Annotated in this window: 18 protein-coding genes and 1 pseudogene; 5 read left to right on the top strand and 14 right to left on the bottom strand. The window is 67.2% G+C overall.

Annotated features, from left to right (window positions below):
* Window positions 1-2: 2 nt before the first annotated feature.
* Window positions 3-2,087 carry a YadA-like family protein gene (locus H9L16_RS06730; protein ID WP_187553756.1) on the top strand — a complete coding sequence of 695 codons (2,085 nt, stop codon included), beginning with the start codon at window positions 3-5 and terminating at the stop codon, window positions 2,085-2,087.
* A 50-nt stretch (window positions 2,088-2,137) separates the two neighbouring features.
* On the opposite strand, the gene lipA is transcribed toward H9L16_RS06730, so the two are convergent.
* From lipA to mltB, 6 genes are all read right to left on the bottom strand, one after another.
* Window positions 2,138-3,130, bottom strand: coding sequence for a lipoyl synthase (gene lipA, locus H9L16_RS06725; RefSeq protein ID WP_187553755.1), 993 nt, complete (start codon window positions 3,128-3,130; stop codon window positions 2,138-2,140).
* A 42-nt stretch (window positions 3,131-3,172) separates the two neighbouring features.
* Complete coding sequence (lipB, locus tag H9L16_RS06720) at window positions 3,173-3,850, bottom strand: lipoyl(octanoyl) transferase LipB (protein WP_187553754.1); 678 nt, start codon at window positions 3,848-3,850, stop codon at window positions 3,173-3,175.
* Window positions 3,838-4,116, bottom strand: a complete 279-nt coding sequence (locus tag H9L16_RS06715) for a DUF493 family protein (protein ID WP_187553753.1) — start codon at window positions 4,114-4,116, stop codon at window positions 3,838-3,840. Before H9L16_RS06715 ends, lipB begins: the two co-directional genes overlap by 13 nt.
* 69 nt (window positions 4,117-4,185) lie before the next feature.
* On the bottom strand, window positions 4,186-5,403 hold the full coding sequence (locus H9L16_RS06710; protein WP_187554087.1) for a D-alanyl-D-alanine carboxypeptidase family protein: 1,218 nt from the start codon (window positions 5,401-5,403) through the stop codon (window positions 4,186-4,188).
* A 144-nt stretch (window positions 5,404-5,547) separates the two neighbouring features.
* Window positions 5,548-6,831, bottom strand: coding sequence for a septal ring lytic transglycosylase RlpA family protein (locus tag H9L16_RS16385; protein ID WP_308427071.1), 1,284 nt, complete (start codon window positions 6,829-6,831; stop codon window positions 5,548-5,550).
* Window positions 6,832-6,839: 8 nt separating this feature from the next.
* Window positions 6,840-7,889 (bottom strand): lytic murein transglycosylase B, encoded by a 1,050-nt coding sequence (gene mltB, locus H9L16_RS06700; RefSeq protein WP_233449419.1) that lies wholly within the window; start codon window positions 7,887-7,889, stop codon window positions 6,840-6,842.
* A gap of 358 nt (window positions 7,890-8,247) precedes the next feature.
* On the opposite strand from mltB, the gene H9L16_RS06695 reads away from it, so the two are divergent.
* Both H9L16_RS06695 and H9L16_RS06690 read left to right on the top strand, forming a co-directional pair.
* Window positions 8,248-9,171 (top strand): CPBP family intramembrane glutamic endopeptidase, encoded by a 924-nt coding sequence (locus H9L16_RS06695; protein ID WP_187553752.1) that lies wholly within the window; start codon window positions 8,248-8,250, stop codon window positions 9,169-9,171.
* Window positions 9,164-9,451: a cupin domain-containing protein gene (locus H9L16_RS06690; RefSeq protein WP_233449418.1), complete on the top strand. Its 288-nt coding sequence runs from the start codon at window positions 9,164-9,166 to the stop codon at window positions 9,449-9,451. The genes H9L16_RS06695 and H9L16_RS06690 overlap by 8 nt, the downstream gene beginning before the upstream one ends.
* Window positions 9,452-9,543: 92 nt before the next feature.
* Here the strand turns inward: H9L16_RS06690 and rodA are convergent, their stop codons facing one another.
* The 5 genes and pseudogenes from rodA to H9L16_RS06665 all read right to left on the bottom strand — a co-directional run bounded on the left by rodA (window position 9,544) and on the right by H9L16_RS06665 (window position 15,333).
* A complete protein-coding gene (gene rodA, locus H9L16_RS06685) occupies window positions 9,544-10,671 on the bottom strand; it encodes a rod shape-determining protein RodA (RefSeq protein ID WP_187553751.1) in 1,128 nt (375 codons plus the stop codon).
* Window positions 10,668-12,662 carry a penicillin-binding protein 2 gene (mrdA, locus tag H9L16_RS06680; RefSeq protein WP_425507258.1) on the bottom strand — a complete coding sequence of 665 codons (1,995 nt, stop codon included), beginning with the start codon at window positions 12,660-12,662 and terminating at the stop codon, window positions 10,668-10,670. Before mrdA ends, rodA begins: the two co-directional genes overlap by 4 nt.
* Before the next feature lie 13 nt (window positions 12,663-12,675).
* Complete coding sequence (gene mreD / locus H9L16_RS06675) at window positions 12,676-13,155, bottom strand: rod shape-determining protein MreD (protein WP_187553749.1); 480 nt, start codon at window positions 13,153-13,155, stop codon at window positions 12,676-12,678.
* 38 nt (window positions 13,156-13,193) lie between these two features.
* Window positions 13,194-14,126 (bottom strand): annotated as a pseudogene (mreC, locus tag H9L16_RS06670) (rod shape-determining protein MreC); the annotation flags it as partial.
* A gap of 163 nt (window positions 14,127-14,289) precedes the next feature.
* Entirely contained in the window at window positions 14,290-15,333 is a 1,044-nt protein-coding gene (locus H9L16_RS06665; RefSeq protein ID WP_187553747.1) for a rod shape-determining protein, read from the bottom strand.
* A gap of 230 nt (window positions 15,334-15,563) precedes the next feature.
* Between H9L16_RS06665 and H9L16_RS06660 the strand changes: the two genes are divergently transcribed.
* Window positions 15,564-16,499, top strand: a complete 936-nt coding sequence (locus H9L16_RS06660) for a carbohydrate kinase family protein (RefSeq protein WP_187553746.1) — start codon at window positions 15,564-15,566, stop codon at window positions 16,497-16,499.
* A 153-nt stretch (window positions 16,500-16,652) separates the two neighbouring features.
* On the opposite strand, the gene H9L16_RS06655 is transcribed toward H9L16_RS06660, so the two are convergent.
* The 3 genes from H9L16_RS06655 to H9L16_RS06645 form a co-directional block, all read right to left on the bottom strand.
* Complete coding sequence (locus tag H9L16_RS06655) at window positions 16,653-17,375, bottom strand: hypothetical protein (protein WP_187553745.1); 723 nt, start codon at window positions 17,373-17,375, stop codon at window positions 16,653-16,655.
* A gap of 91 nt (window positions 17,376-17,466) precedes the next feature.
* Window positions 17,467-18,429, bottom strand: coding sequence for an alpha/beta fold hydrolase (locus tag H9L16_RS06650; protein ID WP_229796636.1), 963 nt, complete (start codon window positions 18,427-18,429; stop codon window positions 17,467-17,469).
* Window positions 18,430-18,440: 11 nt separating this feature from the next.
* Window positions 18,441-20,504, bottom strand: coding sequence for a M1 family metallopeptidase (locus H9L16_RS06645; protein ID WP_229796637.1), 2,064 nt, complete (start codon window positions 20,502-20,504; stop codon window positions 18,441-18,443).
* Between the two features lie 267 nt (window positions 20,505-20,771).
* Between H9L16_RS06645 and H9L16_RS06640 the strand changes: the two genes are divergently transcribed.
* Complete coding sequence (locus H9L16_RS06640; RefSeq protein WP_187553742.1) at window positions 20,772-23,051, top strand: DUF5916 domain-containing protein; 2,280 nt, start codon at window positions 20,772-20,774, stop codon at window positions 23,049-23,051.
* The last annotated feature ends 6 nt before the right edge of the window (window positions 23,052-23,057 follow it).

Here is a 23,057-nt window from a genome sequence, read left to right as displayed (position 1 = left end):
CGATGAACCTTCGCACCTTCCGCCTCCGGCGCGCGCCGGCTGTTTCCGCCCTGTCCCTGGCGCTGCTGCTGGCATTGTCGATGCCGGCCTTGGCCGCCGATCCGGTGTGCCTGGATGCCGCCGGCAATCCAGTGCCGGCAGCGTCCACCAACCAGGGCATCGAGGATGGCGAAGGTGCCACCGGCGAGAACAGCACCTGCGACCCGACAGCATCGGCCTACGGTCACCGGAACATTGCAAGCGGCATGCAAAGTAGCGCATTCGGCTACAGCAACAGGGCCAACGCGGAGGCAAGCAGCGCGTTCGGTTCATTGAACTTCGCCGAAGGTCCGCGTAGCAGTGCGATCGGCCACAGCAATTTCGCCGAATCGGAAAGCAGCAACGCGTTTGGCGCAAACAACATCGCCCGCGGCCAGTTAAGTAGCGCGTTCGGTTTCAGAAATTTGGCCAGTGAGGAGGACAGCAACGCGTTCGGCGGCAGTAACCAAGCCGATGGCCTGCGAAGCAGCGCGTTCGGTTTCTTGAATTTCGCCAGAGAGGACGACAGCAACGCGTTCGGCAGCGGTAACCAGGCTGAGGGCCTGCTAAGCAGTGCGTTCGGCGAAGGAAACACGGCCAGCGGCAGCGCCAGCAGCGCATTCGGCTCCGGAAACACGGTCAGCGCCAACGGCGGCGGCAGTAGCGCATTCGGCAGGGAAAACACCGCCGGCGGCCGTTTCAGCGGTGCATTCGGCGCAGGCAACACGGCCAGCGGCAACGACAGCAGTGCCTTCGGCAGTGGCAACCAGGCCCTTCGTGAAGACAGCGGCGCCTTCGGCCGCAGCAACACGGCCGACGGCCGCTCCAGCAATGCGTTCGGCACCAGAAATTCTGCCGGTGGGGCGAACAGCAGCGCGTTCGGTTCCAACAACTCCGCCAGTGCGCAGAACAGCAGTGCCTTCGGCAGCCAGAGCCGCGCATCGGCCGACAACAGCACGGCGATCGGATTCCAGGCGGTCGCCGACGAATCCGGCGTGGTGTCGTTCGGGCATTCCAGGGGGCAACTCGATGTCAATGGCGACCCCTACGACAGCGACCTCAATGCTCGCCTGATCCACGTCGCCGCCGGCATCGCCGATACCGATGCGGTGAACATCAGCCAGTTGCGCATGCTGGCGAACTGGTTCGGTGGTGGCGCGGCTTTCACGGGCAGCGTGTTCACCGCGCCGACCTTCACCATCCAGGGCAGCAATTTCAACAACGTGGGTGCGGCGTTTGCGGCGGTGGACGCGCGCCTGACCGCACTGGCCGGCAGCGTGGGTGGCCCGGAGGGCCCGGCCGGCCCGCAAGGCCCCGCGGGTCCACAGGGCGAGCCGGGCCCCGCCGGTCCTGCCGGTCCGCAGGGCGAGCAAGGCCCCGCCGGGTCGCAAGGTCCGCAGGGGGAACAAGGGCCGACGGGCGCGCAGGGCCCGGCCGGGCAAGATGGTGAGAACGCCGACATGACCCAGGTGGCCGAGATGGTGGAGGCCGGCGATGCCGCGACGCTGGAGCAAGCCAACGCCCATGCGGATGCAGGCGATGCGGCAACGCTTGAACAGGCCAATGCATATGCCGATGCGGGCGATGCCGCAACGCTGGAAAGTGCGAACGCGCACGCCGATGCGGGCGACGTCGCGACCCTCTCCGCAGCCAAGAGCTTCGCCACAACCGGTGATGCCGCGACATTGACCGCATCCAAGAGCTACACCGACACCACCGCCACGCAGACCCTGGCCTCGGCGAAGACCTACACCGACCAGAAGTTCGCGGCCTGGAACGACACCTTCACGCAGTACCAGCAGCAGGTGGATCGTCGCTTCGCCCAGACCGACAGGCGCATCGACCAGATCGGCGCGATGGGCAGCGCGATGACCCATATGTCCGTCAACGCCGCGAATGGCAATGGTGCCAAGGGCCGCATCGCGATCGGCATCGGTACGCAAGGCAGCCAGGGCGCGGTGTCGATCGGTTACGGCAAGCGGCTGGGCGACCGTGGTTCGTTCTCGCTGGGTGCGAGCTTCAGCAGCGGTGAATCCAGCGCCGGCGCGGGTTTCGGGTTCGACCTGTAATTCGCGACACCGCAATACGAAACGGCGCGGGCAACCGCGCCGTTTTCGTTTCAGGCGAGCCCGGCAGCCTGGCGATCGGCGTGGTAGCTGGAACGCACCATCGGTCCGGAGGCAACGTGGGAAAAACCCAGTGCCATGCCGTAGTCCTCCAGCGCCTTGAATTCGTCCGGCGTCCAGTAACGCAGCACCGGGTGGTGGTGCGCACTTGGCTGCAGGTATTGGCCGATGGTGACCATTTCGACATCGTGCGCGCGCAAGTCGCGCAGGGTGGCCTGCACCTGCTCCATGGTCTCGCCCAGACCGAGCATGATGCCGGACTTGGTCGGCACGTCCGGATGCTGCGCCTTGAACTGCTGCAACAGGGTCAGCGACCACTGGTAGTCCGCACCGGGACGCACGTTGCGGTACAGATCCGGCACGGTCTCGATGTTGTGGTTGAACACGTCCGGCGGCGACTGCGCCAGGATCTCGAGCGCGCGTTCCATGCGGCCCTTGCCGCGGAAATCCGGAGTGAGGATTTCGATGCGGATGCCAGGCGCTGCAGCGCGGGTCTCGCGGATGCAATCGACGAAATGCTGGGCACCGCCGTCGCGGAGGTCGTCGCGGTCGACGCTGGTGATGACGACGTACTTCAGGCCCATGTCGGCGACGGTGTTGGCCAGCCGCAGCGGCTCGCCGGCGTCGGCTGGCTTGGGCCGGCCGTGGGCGACGTCGCAAAAGCTGCAGCGACGCGTGCACACGTCGCCAAGGATCATGAAGGTCGCGGTGCCGTGGCTGAAGCACTCGTGGATATTCGGGCAGCTGGCGTCTTCGCAGACGGTGACCAGGCGGTTCTCGCGCAACTTCGACTTGAGCGCCTGCACCGCATTGCCGGAAGGGATGCGCACGCGGATCCAGCTGGGCTTGCGCAGCACTGGAGCCTCGGCGAAAGACACCGGCGAACGGCCGATCTTCTGGTCGGCGACCTGGCGCGCGCCCGGCTCCAGCGAAGCGGAACCATCGGCAACGACGGCCAGCGGAATGGTGCGGGGCGTGCTGCTCATGGCCGGATACTCATGGGCATGATTATCGCGCAGAACCGCGGATCAGGCGGCGAGTTGCGCGGGCAATCCATCGGCATGGCGCAATGCCAACCCGAACTGGTGGGCCAGCGCCTCCAGCAACACCGGCTTGACCGCCTCCAGCGAGGACGGCCCGCCGAGGTCCTGCAGCGCGATCACCTGCAGTCCCTGGTAGCCGCAGGGATTGATCCGCAGGAACGGCGCGGTGCTTTCCGGGGCGATGTTGAATGCCAGTCCGTGGAAGGTGCAGCCGCGGCGCACGCGGATGCCGAGCGCAGCGATCTTGGCAGCGCCGACATAGACGCCGGGCGCCCCCTCGCGGCGCATGGCATCGATGTTCCATTCGGCGAGGGTGTCGATGAGTGCCTGCTCGATCCTGCAAACGTAGTCGCGCACGCCGATCTTCAGCCGCTTCAGGTCCAGCAGCGGATACACCACGATCTGCCCGGGCCCGTGGTAGGTCACCTGGCCGCCGCGATCAACGTGGATCACCGGGATCTCGCCCGGCATCAGCACGTGTTCGGGCTTGCCGGCCTGGCCGAGGGTGAACACCGGGTCGTGCTCGACCAGCCAGAGCTCGTCCGGCGTGCCCTCGTTGCGCGTGTCGGTGAAGGCCTGCATCGCACGCCACACCGGCTCGTAGGGCTGGCGGCCGAGGTCGCGCAGCAACGCGTACCGCCGGTCGCTGGCTACAGCGTCCACTTCACTTCAGGATGCGCGCGCAACGCTTCGTGGGCGCGGTCGTACTCCTCGCGCGAGTTCGCGCGGAAGGCGATGCGAACCGAGACGAAGCGGCCGCTGCTGGAATGTTTCCAGTTCACCGATTCGTGCACGACTTCGATGCCGGCATCCAGCAGGGCGGTGGGTAGCGCGGTTTCAAGATCCTTGTCGGCAGTGCCCATCGCGGAGAGCTCGAAGGTGCCGGGGAACTGGAAGCCGTGTTCGGGGTTGTCGGAGTTGATGTCCATGGCCCGATTATGGGGATCCGATTGCGGTTCCCCAACTGCCGCCGAGCGCAGCAGGCCCGCCAGGCTCAGTCAGTCCTGCCACCACATCAGCAGCTCATGCCACAGGCGCTTGAAGAAGCCGCCCTTCTCCACCGCGCTGAGCGCGACCAGCGGCGACTGCGCGATGACCTTGCCGTCCAGGGTGACCTTGACCATGCCGATCTTCTGGCCCTTGGCGATCGGCGCGACCAGCGACTTCGGCAGGTCCATGCTGGCCTTCAGCTGCTGGTACTTGCCACGCGGGGTGGACACCAGCAGCGGCTGGGCCACGCCGACCTGGACCAGGTTGGCGGCGCCCTTCCAGACCTTGGGGGTGGCCAGCGACGTGTTGGCTTCGTACAGCGTGTGCGATTCGTAGAAGCGGAAGCCCCAGTTGAGCAGGGCCTGCGAATCCACCGCGCGCTGGTTCTCGCTGCTGTTGCCCATCACCACGGTGATCAGGCGCTGGTCCTCGCGCTTGGCCGAGGCCATCAGGCAGTAGCCCGCCGCCGAGGTATGCCCGGTCTTGATGCCGTCCACCGAGGGGTCGCGCCACAGCAACAGGTTGCGGTTCGGCTGGGTGATCGGGCCGACCGTCAACTCCTTGATCTTGTTGTAGGCGTACGCCTCGGGGAAGTCGCGGATCAGCGCGCGGCCGAGGATGGCCAGGTCGCGGGCGGTGGTGACGTGACCCTCGGCGGTGAGACCGTGCGGATTGACGAAATGCGACTTGGTCATCCCGATCTTCTTCGCGTAGGCATTCATCAGCTGCGCGAAGGCCTGTTCACTGCCGGCGACATGTTCGGCGAGCGCGATCGCGGCATCGTTGCCGGACTGCACCACCATGCCTTTTTCCATGTCGAGCAGCGGCGCGGTCTTGTTGACCTCGAAGCCGCTGTAACTGCCGTCGGTGCCGGCGCCGCCGCTGCGCCAGGCATGCTCGCTCATCATCACCGGGTCGGTCGGCTTGACCTTGCCGGCGGCCATTTCGGCGGCGATCACGTAGCTGGTCATCACCTTGGTGATGCTGGCCGGATCCACCGGTGTGTCGATGTTGTCGCCGGCGAGTACCTGGCCGGTGGCGTGGTCCATGATGATCCAGGCCTTGCTGACCGCGGGCGCGGGCGCGTCCGGGATCGGCAGGTTGTCGCTGAGCGCAGCCGGCTTGGCGACCGGTGCGGGCGTGGGCACCTGGGCGATGGACAGGCCGGAGCCAAAGGCGATGCCGGCGGTGGCGAGGGCGACGAACAACAACGAACGCGAACGCATCAAAGCAAACTCCTGGTGGCCGCGCAGGCGCGGCGAATACACGATTTTATTCGTCATTCCCGCGAAAGCGGGAATCCATGGACGTTCTGCACGGGAAATCAAAGTCCATGGATGCCCGCTCTCGCGGGCATGACGGCTCGGAACTCAATCCCTAACCCGCTGCGGCTGACCGAAGCCCAGACCCACGATCCGCGCCGCGAGTTCCGGTGCGTGCGCGGCCGCGACCGGGCCGATCCGCAGGCGCCAGATTTTCTTGCCGTTGACGTCGGCATCGAACAGGCGGGCGCGGGCGATCGCGGCCCCGTGCAGCATCGCCAGCGCCTGCTGCGCGTTCTGCTGGTTGGCGAAGCTGGCGACTTGCAGGGTCACGTCGTCGGCCGTGGCCGTCGGGGTGGCCGTAGTGGCGGCAACCAGCGCGGCCGCGTTGACCGGCGACGGCGGTGGCGGCGCGACCGCAGCAGGCGTGGGTGCCGACGCCTTGGCATCGGCGGAGACCGGCACGGGATCAGGCTTTCCCGGCTTGCCGGTGGCCACGCGGACGCGGCGCGACTGCATCCAGGCATCGAATTCGTCGGCCGACATGACCTTGCCGTTCTGCTGCATGTCGAAGCGGTAGCCGATGTCGGGCGCGGGCTTGGTCGGCACCGACGGATCGACCGCACCGGCGCTCGCCAGCGCCTCGGGCAACTGCTCGACCAGCCGGTCCATCGCAGTATCAGCGGCCGGCTTGGTGGTCGATGCCAGCACGCCACCGCCATCGGCCTGGGTCAGTGCCTCGACGCGCACCCGCGCGGTGCCCTGGTCGCGATAGCCCAGCTTGACCGCAGCGGCATAGCTCAGGTCGATCACACGGCCGGCATGGAACGGGCCGCGGTCGTTGACCCGGACCACGATCGAACGGCCGTTGTCGAGGTTGGTGACACGGGCAAAACTGGGCAGCGGCAGGGTCTTGTGGGCGGCGGTGAAGGCGTACATGTCGTACACCTCCTGGTTGGAGGTGCGCCGGCCATGGAACTTCTTGCCGTAGTACGAGGCCAACCCGTCCTCGGCGTAACCGTGTGCGCTGTCCAGCACTTCGTAGCGCTTGCCGAGCACGCTGTAGGTCTTCCGGTTGCCGGCGCGCGACCGCGGCTCGTCGCGCACCTCTGGCTCGGGAATCGCATCGACATCCGGCACGTAGTCGGGAACGGTGTCCGCCTCGCCGGGGCGGAACAGGCCGCCGGCGACGTAATCGCCGCGCTTGCTCGGGTCTTCCTGTGCCGCGGCATACGGCGACGCCTTTGGTCGCTGCAGGGGCGGCGTGGCGTTCACGGTGCCCGCGGGCTTCACAACCACCTTGAGCCCTGGCGACGGGGGCTTGCTCTTCGATGCGGTGCCGGTCGTCGCGCAGGCCGCCAGCGCGAACGGCAAGGCGGCCAGCAGAAGCACGCGCCGGTTCACGGCGTCCCCGGCTCGCGGCCGGCGATCGACTGCGACAGCTGGTACACCGCGGTCGCGTACAGGCGCGAGATGTTGTACGTGGTGATCGCCTTGAAGTTGTTGTAGACGATCCAGTATTCCGGGCCGGCCACGCCTTCGAGCGTGATCAACGTGACCGGTTTGCCGGTGACCAGCGGAGCCGCGACCGGGCGATAGCCGGCGGCAGCCAGGCTAGCCAGCGACTGATCCAGGGTCACCGCATTGCCGGGATTGATGAAATCCGTGGCGGATGCATCGCGCACCGCTCGCTGCATCACCGGACCGCCACGCTCCCACTTGCCCTTCTTGGCGAAGTAATTGGCGACCGAGGCGAACACGTCGTCGAGGTTGTTGAACAGGTCGACGCGCCCATCGCCATCGCCATCCACCGCGTAATCGCGATAGCTGGACGGCATGAACTGGCCCCAGCCCATCGCGCCGGCATAACTGCCCTTGAGCGTGGCGATGTCGAGTTGCTGCTCCCGCGCCAGCGCGAACAGTTGCGCCAGCTCGTCGCGGAAGAATGCCTCGCGCTGGTTCTCGCGCGCGTGCTTGGCGGGATCGCCGGTGCGCGGATAGGCGAACGCCAGCGTGTAGAGCGCATCGACCACCGCGAAGCTGCCCTTGTTGCCGCCGTAACTGGTCTCCACGCCCAGGATGGCGACGATGATTTCCTTCGGCACGCCGTGCGCATCTTCTGCGCGCTGCAGCGCGGCGGCATGGGTGGACAGGAAGGCGCGGCCGTCGTTGATCCGCTTCGGCTGGATGAAGATCGGGCGGTAATCGCGCCACGGCTTGGCTTCCGCCGGCCGGGACATCGCCTTGATGATCGACTCGCGGATCTGCGCGTTGGCCAGTACCGCCTCGATCTCGGCGGCAGGGATGTTGAAGCGTTGCGCGGTACTGCGCACGAACTCGGCGCGGGCCGGGCCGATGTCGCGCAGATGCGGTGCGGGCGGCGGGGCTTCGACCACCGGCGCTGGGGTCGCCGGCGGCGAGGGCATCGGCTTGGGCGGGGGACGGCGCACGCGGCAAGCGCGAGCGCGGCGAGGCTGGGGACAAGTGCGCGTCGGATCATCGGCGCGAGGGTAGCACGGGCCCGGAAGCGCCCCGGAACGGCCGATTCAGCTTGCGCGGCTCGCTCCAGGCACGCTGCGTCGGGCCACCCGAAGGCCCGCGACGACACCACGACCGCCCGATCCTGGCCGCCGCGCCGGCGGAAGGCCGCCGCGGGATCGGACTGGTCGGCTGTCCGTTCGCCCTGATCCGGCAAAACCGCCACTTCATCGGAGACCGCGAACGCGCGGATTGGTTCGACCTAGTCTCACCACCGGCGTCGCCATCCACGCGACCGCTTCCCGCCCTCGGCACGTCCCGGAGTACCCCTTGTCCAACGTCCGCATCGCACGACAGGCCCTGCTGCAATTGCTCGTGTCATTCGCCGCCATCGTTGGCGCCGTGCAACTGTTCCGCCTGCTGTTGCTGCCGGTGATCCAGTCGGTCCTGCATGCCGACGCCGCGACCACCAGCCTGCTGCGGCGGATCGGCATCTTCGTGTTCGCGGTGCTGGCCTACTGGGCCTACGTGCGCCTGTTCGAGAAACGCGACGCCCGCGAGCTGCGGATCGCGCCGTTGCCGATCATGCTGGCCGCAATCGCCGGCAGCCTGCTGATCGGCATCGCGATGCTGCTGATGTTCGCGGCCAGCGCCTATGAAGTGAGTGCCTATCGCGGCTGGCAGGAGGGCCTGCTCGGGATCGCCGGACTGATCGTGGTCGCGGCGGTACTGGAAGAACTGGTCTATCGCTGCATCCTGTTCCGGATCCTCGAGAACGCCATCGGCAGCTTGCCTGCGCTGTGGCTGCAATCGCTGGTGTTCGCGCTGATGCACATCGCCAACATCGAGGATCGCGCCAGCACGCAGCAACTGGCCATGACCGTGGTGGCCGGCACCCTGATCGGCGCGTTCTGGACCTTGGTGTTCGTGCACACGCGCAATCTCTGGACGGTCGCCGCCAACCACGCGGCATGGAACTACACGGTCATCCTCGCCGGCGTGCCGCTTTCAGGCATCGACGGCTGGCGCAGTCTGGCACCGCTTGCCACCGAGTGCAGGGAGCATCTCTGCGGCCCTGGCTGGCTGACCGGTGGCGTGTTCGGACCTGAGGATTCGCTTGTCACCACCGCCATGGTCGCGGCCAGCGTGCTGGCTATGCTGTCCTGGGCCAGGCGCAACCATCGCCTGGTGCCGGCCGGTGCCGCCGCCATCGAGTCCCCAGCGCCTGCGCACAAGGAACCCGGTCATGCCTGACAGCGTGTCCCCACTCACGATTGCCGCCTCCCTGACCGAGCTCTGGTCGCCACGCGTGGTCGCCGATGTCGACGACAACTACGTCAAGGTCGCCAAGGTCCACGGCACCTTCGGCTGGCATCGCCACGAGCACGAAGACGAGCTGTTCCTGGTCCTGCGCGGCTGCCTGCGCATCGAAATGGAGGTCGACACGGTCCTCCTGCAGGAGGGCGAGCTGTTCGTCGTGCCGAAGGGGTCCGCCACAACCCCAGCGCGCAGCAGGAATGCCTGGTCATGCTGATCGAGCGCAAGAGCACCCTGCACAGCGGCGACGTGGTCAACGAGAGGACGCGATCGCGGGCCGAGCAACTGCGGCCGGTCTGACCCTTCGCCTCAGCGATTCAGCACGCGCCGCCCCTTCAACGCCATCACCACGCCGAAGCCGAGCAGCAGGGTCGCCGACGAGGTGCCGCCGTAGCTGATCAGGGGCATCGGCACGCCGACTACCGGCAGCAGGCCGGAGATCATCCCGGCGTTGACCAGCACATACACGAACAGCGACAGGCCGATGGTGCCGGCGAGCAGGCGCGAATAGCCGTCGCGCGAATCCGCCGCGATCCACAGGCAGCGCGCGACCGCGAACAGGTACAACGCCAGTACCACGATCACGCCGATCCAACCGAAATCTTCCGACAGCACCGAGAAGGCGAAGTCGGTGGTGTGCTCCGGCAAGTAGTCCAAATGCGATTGCGTGCCCTGCCCCCAGCCCTTGCCGGTCAGCCCGCCGCCACCGATCGCGATCTTGCTCTGCAGGATGTTCCACCCCGCGCCCATCGGGTCGTTCTCGGGATCGCGGAAGGTGAGGATGCGGTTCTGCTGGTAGGGCCGCAGGAACGAGAACCAGCTGATCGGCGCGAACATCGCCACCGCGAAACCGCCGATGGCGAACACGCCGGCGGTGCCGAACCACCACCACGACACCCCGGCCAGGAACAGCACGAACACACCCGCGGCCAGCACCAGCACCGCCGTGCCGAGGTCGCGTTGCAACAGGATCAGGCCGACCGGCAAGGCGATGATCAGCAAGGCCACCGGCAAGGTGGATAGACGCGGCGGCAGGCGCTGGCGGTCGAGGTACCAGGCCAGCATCATCGGCAGGGTCAGCTTGGCCAGTTCCGATGGCTGGAAATTGAAGAAGCCCAGGCTGATCCAGTGGTTGCCGTACTTGCCACTGCCGATGAACAGCACCAGCACCAACGGCATCATCGACAACGCAAAAATCGCCGGGGTGGCCTGCTTGAGAATGTGCGCGGGGATCCGTGAGGCCACCCACAATGCGCTCAACCCAACGCAGAAGAACACGCCCTGGGCAGTCACCAGGCGCATCGATTCGTTGCTGGCGCTGTACAGCGTGGCCAAGCCGATCCCCATGACCGCCAGCAGGGCGGCGAGCAGCGGCAGGTCGAGCGTGCGCAGGAAACGCAGCAGCAGGTCGGCGAGCAGGCGCAGCAGGGTGCTCATCGGCGCGATGCCGCCGTTGCGGGTGCGGCTGCCGGCATCGCCGCGCCGGGACTGCCTTGCACGCCGGAGAAATCCGGCGGCAACGCCGCCTGAGCATCGGCATTGGCATCGATCGCCGCGGCCTGTTCCTGTTGCGGCGGCGGTGCCACGGCCTTGCCCAGCAGCCAGGCATCGAACACCTTGCGCGCCACCGGTGCCGCACTGGATGCGCCGTAGCCGCCGCCCTCGATCGCGACGGCGATCGCGATGGTCGGCGCATCCGCCGGCGCGTAGGCGATGAACAGGCCGCGATGGCGCAGGTGCATCGGCAGGCTGCGCGGGTTCATCGCCGCGCTGCCGCGGCGGCTGACCACCTGCGCGGTGCCGGTCTTGCCGGCGATCAGGTAGGTCAGACCGTGGCGAATGTTGGTCGCGGTGCCGGGTCCGTGCACGGTCGCGATCATGCCCTCGCGAACCGCCTGCAGATGCGCGGCGCTGTCGCTGCCGCGGGTCGGCGGTACCAGCTCGACCGGCATCCACGCCGCGGCGAAATCCGCACGCATGTCCTTGACCAGATGCGGGCGACGCACCCAGCCGTTGTTGGCCAGCATCGCGGTGGCCTGCGCCAGTTGCAGGGTGGTGGCCTTCCAGAAGCCCTGGCCGATGCCGGTGATCACGGTGTCGCCGGGATACCACTTGCCCTGCTTCGACGCGTTCGCCGCCTTCCATTCCGGCGACGGCAGGATCCCGCCGATCTCGCCGGACAGATCCACGCCGGTCGGCTTGCCGAAGCCGTAGCGGCCCAGGTATTCGTCGATCCTGGCGATGCCCATGTCCAGCGCCAGCCGGTAATAGTAGGTATTGACCGATTCATAGATCGACTTGCGAACGTCGGTCCAGCCGTGGCCGCCGCGATGCGAATCGCCATAGCCGCGGCGCTGGCCGCCAAGGTAGAACATGCCGGTCGACAGGGTCTTGTCCTCGGCCCGGCGCACGCCGCTGTCCAGGCCGGCCAGGGCGAGCATCGGCTTGATCGTGGAGCCGGGGGCGACGCCGCCCAGCACCGCGCGGTTGAACTGCGGCCGCGACGGGTTGTCGTTCAGCGCCTGGTAGTCGGCATGGCTGATGCCGTTGACGAACAGGTTGGGGTCGTAGGACGGCAGGCTGACCATCGCCAGGATTTCGCCGCTGCGCGGGTCGACCGCCACCGCGGTGCCTTCCAGTTCGGCGAAGGCGTCCACCATCGCCCGCTGCAGGTCGATGTCGATCGACAGCCGCAGGTCGGTACCCGGCGTGGCCGGCACGGTGTCCAGCGCGCGCACGGTGCGCCCGTCGACGTTGGTTTCCAGCCGCCGGAAGCCGGGCTTGCCGCGCAGCTGCGCTTCGTAATAGCGCTCCAGCCCGGTCTTGCCGGTGTGCGAGTACGCGCCGCCGGCATCGCCCAGTGCGGCCTGGTCTTTCTCGTCGATGCGGCCGACGTAGCCCACCACGTGCGCGAACAGCGCGCCCTGCGGATACACCCGCCCGAGGTACGGCACCAGCTCCACGCCGGGGAAACGCCAGCGATCCACCGCGAAGCGGGCGGCTTCATCGTCAGAGACGCGCAACTTGATCGTCACCGGCTTGAACGGGCGGCTGTTCCTGTAGTCGCGCAGGAAGCGGCTGCGCTGTTCGTCGTCCAGCACCACCACCGACTGCAGCTTCGCCAGCAGGGCTTCGGCGTTACCGGCGCGCTCCGGCACCGCGTCCAACCTCCATGCCGCCACGTTGTCGGCGAGCAGCCGGCCCTTGCGGTCGTAGATCAGGCCGCGCGCGGGCGCGACCGGCACCAGCCGCAGCCGGTTGGCTTCCGAGCGGGTGGCGAACTCGGCGTGCTGGATCACCTGCAGGCGGAAATACCAGGCGGCCAAGCCACCCAACGCCAGCAGCACCAGCAAAAACCCGACCAGCGCGCGCCGGCGGAACAGGTCGGCCTCGACCGCATGGTCCTTGAGTTGGCGGGCGCGACGGATCATCGGCGTGCGTTCAACCCCGCCGGCGCAGGCGCAGGGTGTCCAGCGCGAAATGCAGCGGCGCCCACAGCAGCAGGCCCAGCAACGGTGCCAGCCAGTACAACCACGGTAGTTGCGGAGCGCCCATCACCACGTGGATGGCGGCGCTGATGACGCGGTCGTTGAGCAGCAAAACGCCGATCACCAGCGCCTGCTGCGACAGCGGAAAAAAGCGCATGCGCGCCCGGAAGCGATCGAGGATGAAGGCCATCACCACCAGCCGCATCGCCTGCTCGCCGAGCAGGCCGCCGAACACCAGGTCCGCCAGCACGCCCAGTGCGAACGCCACGCCCAGGCCGATGTGCTCGGGTTCTTCCAGCAACCAGTAGGCCAGCACCAGCGCCAGCCAGTACGGCCGCAACGGCTGCAACATCCCCGGCAAGGGCACCAGCCCCAGCAGCAGCGCCAGCAGCAGGCTGACCGGCAGCACCCAGCCGTTGCGTGCGCGGCTCATCGGCGCGGCTCCGGCGCGGGCGCGCTCGGTGGCGGCACGACGGCATTCATCGGCGCGGCAGGAGTCGTCAATGCAGGTGCGGATGCGTTGGTGGCAGGTGGCGCGATGCCGGCGGGATTGATCGCCGGCACCGGCTTGTAGCCGCGCAGCAACAGCACGTCGCGCCCGCGGTCGAGTTGCGCGGCGGGCGTCACGTCGGCTTCCAGGAAGGCGCGGCTGTCGTCCGGCCGCAGCGCGCCCACGGTGCCCACCGCGAAACCGGGCGGGAAGCGTCCGCCCAGGCCGGACGTCAACAACTGGTCGCCGGCGCGCACGTCGGCGGACAGCGGCACGTCGGCCAGGTGCAACGCGTCGCTGCGGCCGCTGCCATACACCACCAGGCGAATGCCGCTGCGCGCCACCGCCACCGGCACCGCATGATCCGGGTCGGTCAGCAGCAGGACGCTGGCCGTGGTTGGAGTGGTGGCGATCACCTGCCCCATCAGACCGCCGGCATCGATCACGGCCTGACCCACGCGCACCCCGCCGTTGCTGCCGCTGTCCAGCAACAGGCGCTGGCGAGTCGGGTCCAGGTCGATATCGAGGATGGAGGCCAGCTGCACATCCAGCCGTCCACGCTCGGCGCTGCCGAGCAGGCCCCGCAGGCGCTCGTTTTCCGCTGCCGCAGTGCGCATACGGGCGTTGCGCGCGGACTGGATCAGCAGGGCATTGCGCAGGCGCTCGTTGTCGCGCGCAAGCTGCGTGCGGGTGACCGCTTCCTCGCGCAGGCCGGTACCGACTTTCGAGGGCAACCCGGCCAGCCACCACAACGGCTGCACCGCCACTTCCGCCTGGGTGCGCACGGCGCGCAGCCAGCCGCTGCGGTAGTCCAGCACCATCAACGCGGTGGCCAGGATCAGGTACGCCAGCAGGCGCAGCACGCCGGCGACATCGCCAGGGCGGGCTGCGGGAGGTCCGGCGTAAGGCGGCACGTGGGCGAGTCGGCGAGGGCTTTGGGAGAAGGAACGAAGCGACGGTTTGGCCCGGGAGGGACCAACGCAAACGGCAACGACGTTTGCGTAGCCTAGCGAAAACCACGTTTTTCGCTACGCGGCTTCGGAGTCGGCCATGGATGGCCGATCTCCGGATACAGACTCACTCCGGCGTGAAGAACTCGTTGCCGTGCATGTCGACCAGCTCCAGCGCACGTCCACCACCGCGTGCCACGCAGGTCAACGGATCGTCCGCGACCTGCACGTGCAGGCCGGTTTCCTCGCTGATCAGGCGATCGATGTCGCGCAACAGTGCGCCGCCGCCGGTCAGCACGATGCCGCGTTCGGCCACGTCCGCACAAAGCTCGGGCGGAGTCTGCTCGAGGGCGAGCCGGATCGCGGCGACGATCCCGGAGAGCGGCTCGCGCAGCGCCTCCAGCACCTCGTTGGAATTGATGGTGATGATCTTCGGCACGCCTTCGGCCAGGTGGCGGCCGGAGATCTCGATCTCGCGCACGTGCTGCTGCGGATAGGCGTTGCCCAACTCCAGCTTGATCCGCTCCGCGGTGGCATCGCCGATCAGCATGCCGTGGTGGCGACGGACGTAGGCGACGATCGATTCGTCGAAGCGGTCGCCACCGATGCGCACCGACTGCGAATACACGATGCCGTTCAGCGCGATCACCGCGACCTCGGTGGTGCCGCCGCCGATGTCGACCACCATCGAACCGCGCGCCTCGGTCACCGGCATGCCGGCACCGATTGCGGCAGCCATCGGTTCCTCGATCAGGTAGACCTCGCGGGCACCGGCTTCTTCCGCCGACTCCTTGATCGCACGGCGCTCGACCTGGGTGCTGCCGGCCGGCACGCAGACCAGCACGCGCGGGCTGGGACGCAGGAAGCGCGACTTGTGCACCTTGCGGATGAAGTGCTTGAGCATTTCTTCGGTGTAGGTGAAGTCGGCGATGACGCCATCCTTCATCGGCCGCACCGTGCTCATGTGCCCCGGGGTGCGGCCGAGCATCTGCTTGGCCTCGCTGCCCACCGCGGCGACCCGGCGCGCACCGCCATCGCGATCCTGGCGCACGGCGACCACCGAGGGTTCGTTGAGGACGATGCCCTGCCCGCGCACGTAGATCAGCGTGTTGGCGGTGCCGAGGTCGATGGACAGGTCGCTGGAGAAATAGCCCCTGAGGAACTTGAACATGCGGGAGATGCCAGGAAAGTGAATGGCCACGTCGGGGGACGCGGGGCCGAAAGGCTGGTCGGGAGCGCGGAGACCGCGGCTGACGCCGGGGCCGCTAATCTAGCAATGCCCCCTTGCCCGGCAAGGAGATTGCCGGGCAGCGCCGCGCTCCGATTCAGCCGTCGCTGGCCGCCGGGCGATGCCGACGCTACCCTGTGCGCCCTTTTCGTCCACGCGCCCGCGAGGCCCCGATGGCTGCCCTGATCTGCGGTTCCCTGGCCTACGACACCATCATGGTGTTCCCCGACCAGTTCAAGAACCACATCCTGCCGGACAAGGTGCACATCCTGAATGTGTCGTTCCTGGTCCCGCGGATGCGCCGCGAATTCGGCGGCTGCGCCGGCAACATCGCCTACAACCTCAAGCTGCTGGGCGGCGACCCGATCCCGATGGCGACCGTCGGCGCCGACTTCGGCCCGTACCGCGAGTGGTTCCAGGAACAGGGCATCACTCTGGACCGGGTCAAGGTGATCGACGAACTGTTCACCCCGCAGGCGTTCATCACCACCGACCTCGACAACAACCAGATCACCGCCTTCCATCCGGGCGCGATGATGCGCAGCTACGAGAACCATGTGCGCGACGTGCCCGGCGTGACCATCGGCATCGTCAGCCCGGACGGTTACGAAGGCATGCTGCAGAACGCGTCCGAATTCGCCGAAGCCGGCATCCCCTTCATCTTCGATCCCGGCCAGGCGATGCCGCTGTTCAACGGCGAGGAGCTGCGGCACTTCATCGAACAGGCGCAGTACGTCACCGTCAACGACTACGAATCCAACCTGCTGCAGGAACGCACCGGCTGGAGCGAGCAGGAGATCGCCGGCAAGGTGAAGGCGTACATCACCACCCGTGGCCCGCAGGGTGCGGAAATCCATGCCGACGGCATCACCCACCGCATCCCGCCCGCGCACGAACGCCGCGTCACCGATCCCACCGGCTGCGGCGACGCCTTCCGCGCCGGCCTGATCTTCGGCATCGAGAAAGGCTACGACTGGATGACCATCGGCCGCATGAGCAACCTGATGGGCGCGCTCAAGGTCGAACACCCCGGCACCCAGAACCAGCGCTTCGACCACGACGAATTCTCGCAGCAGTTCCGCCAGCAGTTCGGTTACGCGCTGGCGTGAACCGGGACTCCCTCTCCCGCGCCTGCGGGAGAGCGGTCAAGATCTTGTAGCCCGGACAAGGCCAACGGCCGCATCCGGGGTATCGCGACATCCGACGTACGAAACCCCGGATGCGCTGCGCTTGTCCGGGCTACGGTGCTGCTGTCGGCGCACTCAATTCCACTTCGGCAACTTCGACGCATCCAGCCCGCCGACCTCGAATTCGGCGGTGCGCTTGCCGACGGTCTTGGTCGGGAACTCGATCGACAGCTGCTTGCCGGACTTGGCGAGCTTCCACAGGCCCTTCCAGTCTTCGACGAACATGGCGATGGCGTCATCGGTCTTCGGCCGCGAGCCCGGCAAGGTGTGGACCTTGCCGTCCACGGTGACCTTGAGTTTGCAACCCGCGTAGCAGTCGAAGTCGCCGGCTTCCAGGACGAGGTAGCTGCTGCGGCCCCATTCGGGATGGTCGCGGAAGATCAGCCGCACCGGTTTGGCACCGCTGCCGTCGGTATCCACCGGTTCCTGCGAGTAAATCGCCGCCGACAGCTGGTGGCCGTTCTTGCCGACGGGTTCATCGCCATAGGCCCACAACGAGGCCAGCCGCGCCTCCTGCTGGGTCGCCTCGGCCTTGGCCTTGATCTCGTCGAGCTTCGGCTTGACCCGCTCGGCAGCGGCGCTGGTGGGATGCTCGATCTGCAGGATCTCGCCATGCGCCTTGGCCAGCGTCCAGTTCTGCGCGGTCACGGCATCGTCGAATTGCTTCGCCATCGCCTCGGCGGCCTGGTCCTTCGCCGCGGCCTGCGCGGCGGCGGCTTGCGCGGCGGCCTGCGGATCTTCGCCCTTGCAGGCGGGGAGCAGCAACACGGCGGCGATGGCGAGCGATGCGGTCTTCATGAGGCAACTCCGTTTGCGTTGTCGTCGCGGGCGAAGGAGATTCGCCGGCCGACGCCGATCGTACAAGCACGCCCATCGCCGCGCGACGCCGTCAGCGATCGACCAGCGCCACCACCGCATCGGCGACCTCGGCCGGCCGCTCCATCAGCGACATGTGCCCGCAGCCGTCCAGCAGCACCTTGCGCGCCTGCGGGATGCGTTGCGCGTACAACTCCAGCGCACTGGCATCGATCACCGCGTCCTGCCTGCACCACAACAACAGTGCCGGCTGGCGGATGTTGGTGGCTTCCTTGCCGGGCAACAGCATTTCCTCGCTGCGACCGATGCGGGTCAGCACACCCTGCTCGAATTCGGCGTCGGCGCGGCGCTTGCGGATGATCGCGGTCGAGGCCGGCCACGGCAGCCATGGCTTGGCGTTCGCGTCATGGAAGACGATGTCGATGTAGCGCTTGAGCGAGGCGTCGTCCTCGACCGCGAACGGATTCCTGCCGGCCAGCACGTCCAGTCCGAACTGGTTGTCCTTGAAGCGCACGCCGGCGGCATCCAGCAAGCCGACTTTGCCGATGTCTTGCGGGTAGCGCGCCGCGGCGAGCGCGGCGATGCCACCGCCCATCGAATGGCCAAGCAACACCACCGGCTTGCCGGGCGACAGCGCGCGCACGAAGGCCACCACATTGGCCGCCTGCTGGGTGAACCCGTAGACGGCACCCGGCTTGCGTTCGCTTTCGCCCCAACCGGGCAGATCGGGGATCAGCAGGCGATAGCGGCCTTCCAGCTGCGCAGCCAGCGGGTACCAGTTTTCCTTGCTGCCGGTGAAGCCGTGGAGCATCACCACGGTCGGTGCATCGGCCGCATCGGCATCGCGATAGGCGTACGACCAGCGATGACCGGCCACGTCCACACTCGCACGCGACAATCCTGCCGCCACCCGCTGGCGCGCGAACTCGCCGCGCACCAGCAGGAAGGGATCGCGCCACAACGCGACCGCCGCAATCAACGAAGTCGCCACGATCGCCAGCACGGCGATCGCGGCGAAACGTTTCGCCCGTTTCACCACGCTGGCGATCAGCTCTCGGGCGGTGTCTGCGGTGCCGGATCGACCGGATGCAGTTCCTGCGGCACTTCCATCGATTCCATCTTGCCCGGCGTGGCCGCGGGCGCGTCGGGCTGGAACGGCACCGTCGTCGAGGCCGCCTTGTCCTTCGCCTTGGCGATCACGCCTTCGACAGAACCTGTGGTGATCGGGTGATAGCCCGGCTTGGCGCGGGCGAACGACTGCTCGGCGAAGGCCAGGCCCTCCGGCGTGGCGACCAGCGCGGTGTAGATCGGCATGATCAGCTTGCGCCGGCCGACCCGCTCCACGAACTTGCCAAGCTCTGGACGCGCCGCCGCATAGCCACTGCGCTCGGCCAGCGGATACCAGCGCATCGCGATCTCGCCGTTCGGCGTGCCGGTGAACTTGTACGCGGTGTCGAGCTGCGCCAGTTGCTCCGGCTTGAGCGTGTCCGGCATGCCTTCGAGGAAGTGCACCCATTCCTGCGTCGTCCACTCGTCGGTGACGATCGGATTCGGCAGGTTGTTGCTGCCCTGCCAGGCGATGCGCGCGGCATTGACCGTGCTGAACTTGCCGGACTCGACGACAGGTGCACCGTTGGGGATGCCGGCATCGAACAGCCACGCATCGACCTCGGCCATCGTCACCACGTTCGGATGCTTGTCGACCAGGTTGGCCTTCAGGTAATCGCGGAACTGCGCGGTGGTGATGCTCTGGAAGGCGAAGTGGTCGAAGTAGCCCTTCAGCCACGGATCGAACACGGCGCGGCCGTAGCGCTGCTCCAGGAACTGCAGGAACCACGCGCCCTTGGTGTAGACGGTGGCGGAGGAGGAATTGTCGGGATCGGCCAGGTCGCCGGGCTTCAGCGACAGCCGCTGCAGCTTGGGATCGAGCTCCTTGAATTCTTCCTTGAGCTCGTTGCGGTCGATGACCTCTTCCATCGCCGCCATGTCGCGGCCGTACAGCGACTCGGTGATGCGCGATTGCACGTAGGTGGTGGTGCCTTCGTTGAGCCACGCGTCCTTGTCGGTGGCGAAGGTCACCAGGTTGCCCGACCAACTGTGCGCGAGTTCATGCGCGATCAGCGAGACCAGCGACTTGTCGCCGACGATCACCGTGGGCGTGGCGAAGGTCAGGCGCGGATTTTCCATGCCGCCGTACGGGAACGACGGCGGCAGCACCAGCAGGTCGTAGCGACCCCAGCGATACGGGCCGTACAGCTTCTCGGCGGTATCGATCATCTTTTCGGTGTCGATGAATTCGGCCACCGCCTTGTCCACCATCGTCGGTTCCGCCCACACGCCGCTGCGCGCGCCGATCGGCTTGAACACCAGGTCGCCGGCGGCGATCGCCAGCAGGTAGGACGGGATCTTCTGCGGCATCTTGAAGCTGTAATCGCCATCGCGCACTGCGGCCGGATCGTTGTCCGCGCTCATCAGCACCATCGCGTCCGCCGGTGCCTTGACGTTGGCGCTGTAGGTGAAGCGGATCATCGGCGTGTCCTGCAACGGCACCCACGAGCGCGCGTGGATCTGCTGCGACTGGCTGAACATGAAAGGCGTCTTCTTGCCCTCGGTCATCGACGGCTCCAGCCACTGCAGGCCGGAGGCCTCGGGCGAAGTCGCATAGGTCACCCGCACCTTGGCCGGGCGGTTGGGCGTCTCGATGGTCAGCTTGCTGCCCAGGATCGGATCCTTGCCGCCCAGTGCGAACTTGAGGTCGCTCCACTTGCCGTCTGCGCCCAGCCCTTCGGCCTTCTGGATGCTGATGTCGCGGCTGTCCAGCGCAAGCTGGGTCGCGGCCTTGTCGATCCACTCCAGCGCATAGGTCGCGGTGCCGCTGATGGTCTTGCTGGCGAAGTCGACCTTCAGGTCCAGCGCCAGGTCGGTGGTGCGCACCTTGTCCGGCTCGGCATAGGAATGTTCGTCCACGACCTTCTCCACGCTGGCGGCGGGCTTGGCGGCGGTGGCGGCCGCTTCCGGTGCGGGGCTCTTGGTGCAAGCCGCCATGGGCAGGCCGAGGGCGGCGGCAATGGACAGGCTCAGGACAAGCCGGCTCAGATTCGATGGGCGCATGGGGAAGGCCTTTGCAACGGAAAGCCGCGAGTTTAGCGCCGCCCGCGTGAGACCGCCGCAACCGCCCCGTGCCATCGGTCAGGCCCACCTGCAGCACTGCGTGCAAGACATCGCGCATCGGCATCGTTAACGCCAGGCGCAGCACGCGCGCCATGTAACGCGCCCCCTGCCATTGGTCATGGCAACCGGATCGCATCCGCCTGCATCCATCCACCCATTGCGCCATCGATTGCACCACTTGACCGCACGACTCATGGAGAGAGCCGCTTGAATCTGTTCGCACCGAAACCCCGCGCACTGACCATCGCCCTGCTGCTGTGCGCGCCGTTCGCGCAGGCGCAGGACGCCACGCCCGCCGCGCCGACCACGTCGCGCATTCCCGCGGGTGCGATCCCGCGCCTGCAGGGCGACATCGTGATCGACGGCAAGCTGGACGATGCCGGGTGGGCAGGTGCGCTGGAGCAGTCGATCGACTACGAAATCAGTCCCGGCGACAACACCCCCGCGCAGGCCAAGACCCGGGTGCGCCTGGGCTATACCGACGACGCGCTGTACGTCTCGTTCAAGGCGATGGACCCGGATCCGTCTTCGGTGCGCGCCAACCTGCGCGACCGCGATGCGATGTTCAACGACGACTGGGTCGGCGTGTTCCTGGACACCTTCAACGACAACCGCCGCGGCTACGAGATGGTGGTCAATCCGCTGGGCGTGCAGGGCGACCTGATCCGCGACGAGACCAATACCAGCAACCAGGAAGATGCCAGCTGGGACGGCCTGTGGACCAGCGCCGGCCAGCTCACCGCAGAAGGCTTCGATGTCGAGATCCGCATCCCCTTCTCCACCCTGCGCTTCCCGACCGGCGCGCAGGATCAGACATGGGGCGTGTCGCTGATCCGCACCTGGCCGCGCGACAAGCGCTTCCAGATGACCAGCCACAAGGTTCCGCGCGACAGCAACTGCTTCCAGTGCGAATGGGGCAAGTACACCGGCATCGCCGGGGTGAAACAGGGCCGCAACCTCGAAGTCGTGCCCACGCTGACCATGGGCACGATCCAGTCGCGCCCGGCGGCCGGCACCCCGTGGGGCGGCACCGACACCAGCATCGAACCGGGCGTGGACGTGAGCTGGGCGCCATCGCCGGCGATGACCTTGAACGCCACGTTGAACCCGGATTTCTCGCAGGTCGAAACCGACCAGCTGCAACTGGATTTCAACAGCAGCTTTGCCTTGTTCTACCAGGAGAAGCGGCCGTTCTTCCTGGAAGGCGCGGACAATTTCACCACCCAGTTCGATGTGCTCTACACCCGCCAGATCGCCGACCCCGACTTCGGCTTGCGGGTCACCGGCCGCACTGGCAGCGGTGCCTACGGCGCGATCGTGGCGCGCGACGCGACCACCCTGGTGCTGGTGCCCGGCGTGCTTCGCTCGGGGTTCGAGTCGATCGACCAGAAGGCGAATGTGGCCGTGGGTCGCTATCGCCATGACTTCAACGACCAGCTCAGCCTCGGCGCGATCGGCACGTTCCGTCATGGCGATGATTACGGCAACGATCTGGTCGGGGTCGACGGTCGCTGGCGCAAGGGCGCACATACGGCAACCGCGCAGTTTCTGCACAGCCAGTCCGAGTATTCCGCAGAGTTCATCGACCGGGTTGTCGACAACAGGACTACCGATCTCGATTTCTCCGACGCCACACCGACCGGCAACGCCTGGCGCGCCGGCTACACCTTCAGCAACCGCAACTGGAACTTCGACATCAACCACGTCGAGATCGACCCCGGTTTCCGCGCCGATCTTGGCTTCATCGGTCAGGTCGGCGTGGACAAATCTCTGATTGGCGGCCAGCGCACCTGGTACCGCGACGGCAAGTCCATCCATCGCTTCTTCCTGTACGGCGACTACGACGTCACCCATCGCTACGACGGCCAGTTGCTGGAACGCGAACTCGAATTCCAGCTGGGCTTCCAGGGCGCGAAGCAGAGCAACTTCGGCATCGCCCCGCTGCTGCGCGAGCGCTTCTGGCGCGGCAACATGTTCGACGAACACAACATCAACCTGTGGGGCAATTTCCGCCCGACCGGTCGCCTGCAACTGGGCACCTACATGAACTTCGGCCGCCAGCTCGACCTGACCGCTGCGCGTGTAGGCCGTCGCGAGATGATCGGCACCTGGGGCAATACCTCGATCGGTCGCGGCATCAACGTGGAATGGGATGTGAGCCGCCAGCGCCTGCACCGCGACGGCGGCGTGGCCTTCGACGCCAGCGTGGCCGACCTGCGCCTGGGCTGGCAGTTCACCCCGCAGCAACGCCTGCGCCTGACCCTGCAGGGCAGCGAGGTGCTGCGCGACCAGGCGCTGTACACCACCACGGTGAACGAGACCGCGCGCGACTGGGCTGGCCAGGTGGTCTACTCGTACAAGGTCAACCCGCGCACCGCGCTGTACGCCGGCGCGTCCTACGGCGCGTTCATGGACGACGACAACCTGGAGCTGTTCGGCAGCACCCGCAGCGTGTTCGTGAAGCTGAGCTACGGCTGGCAGCCATGAACAAGC

The organism is Thermomonas carbonis, from assembly GCF_014396975.1.
GTDB lineage: Bacteria > Pseudomonadota > Gammaproteobacteria > Xanthomonadales > Xanthomonadaceae > Thermomonas > Thermomonas carbonis.
The sequence above is the reverse complement of the archived record's forward strand: the minus strand, read 5'-3'. Positions and strand labels throughout refer to the sequence as shown.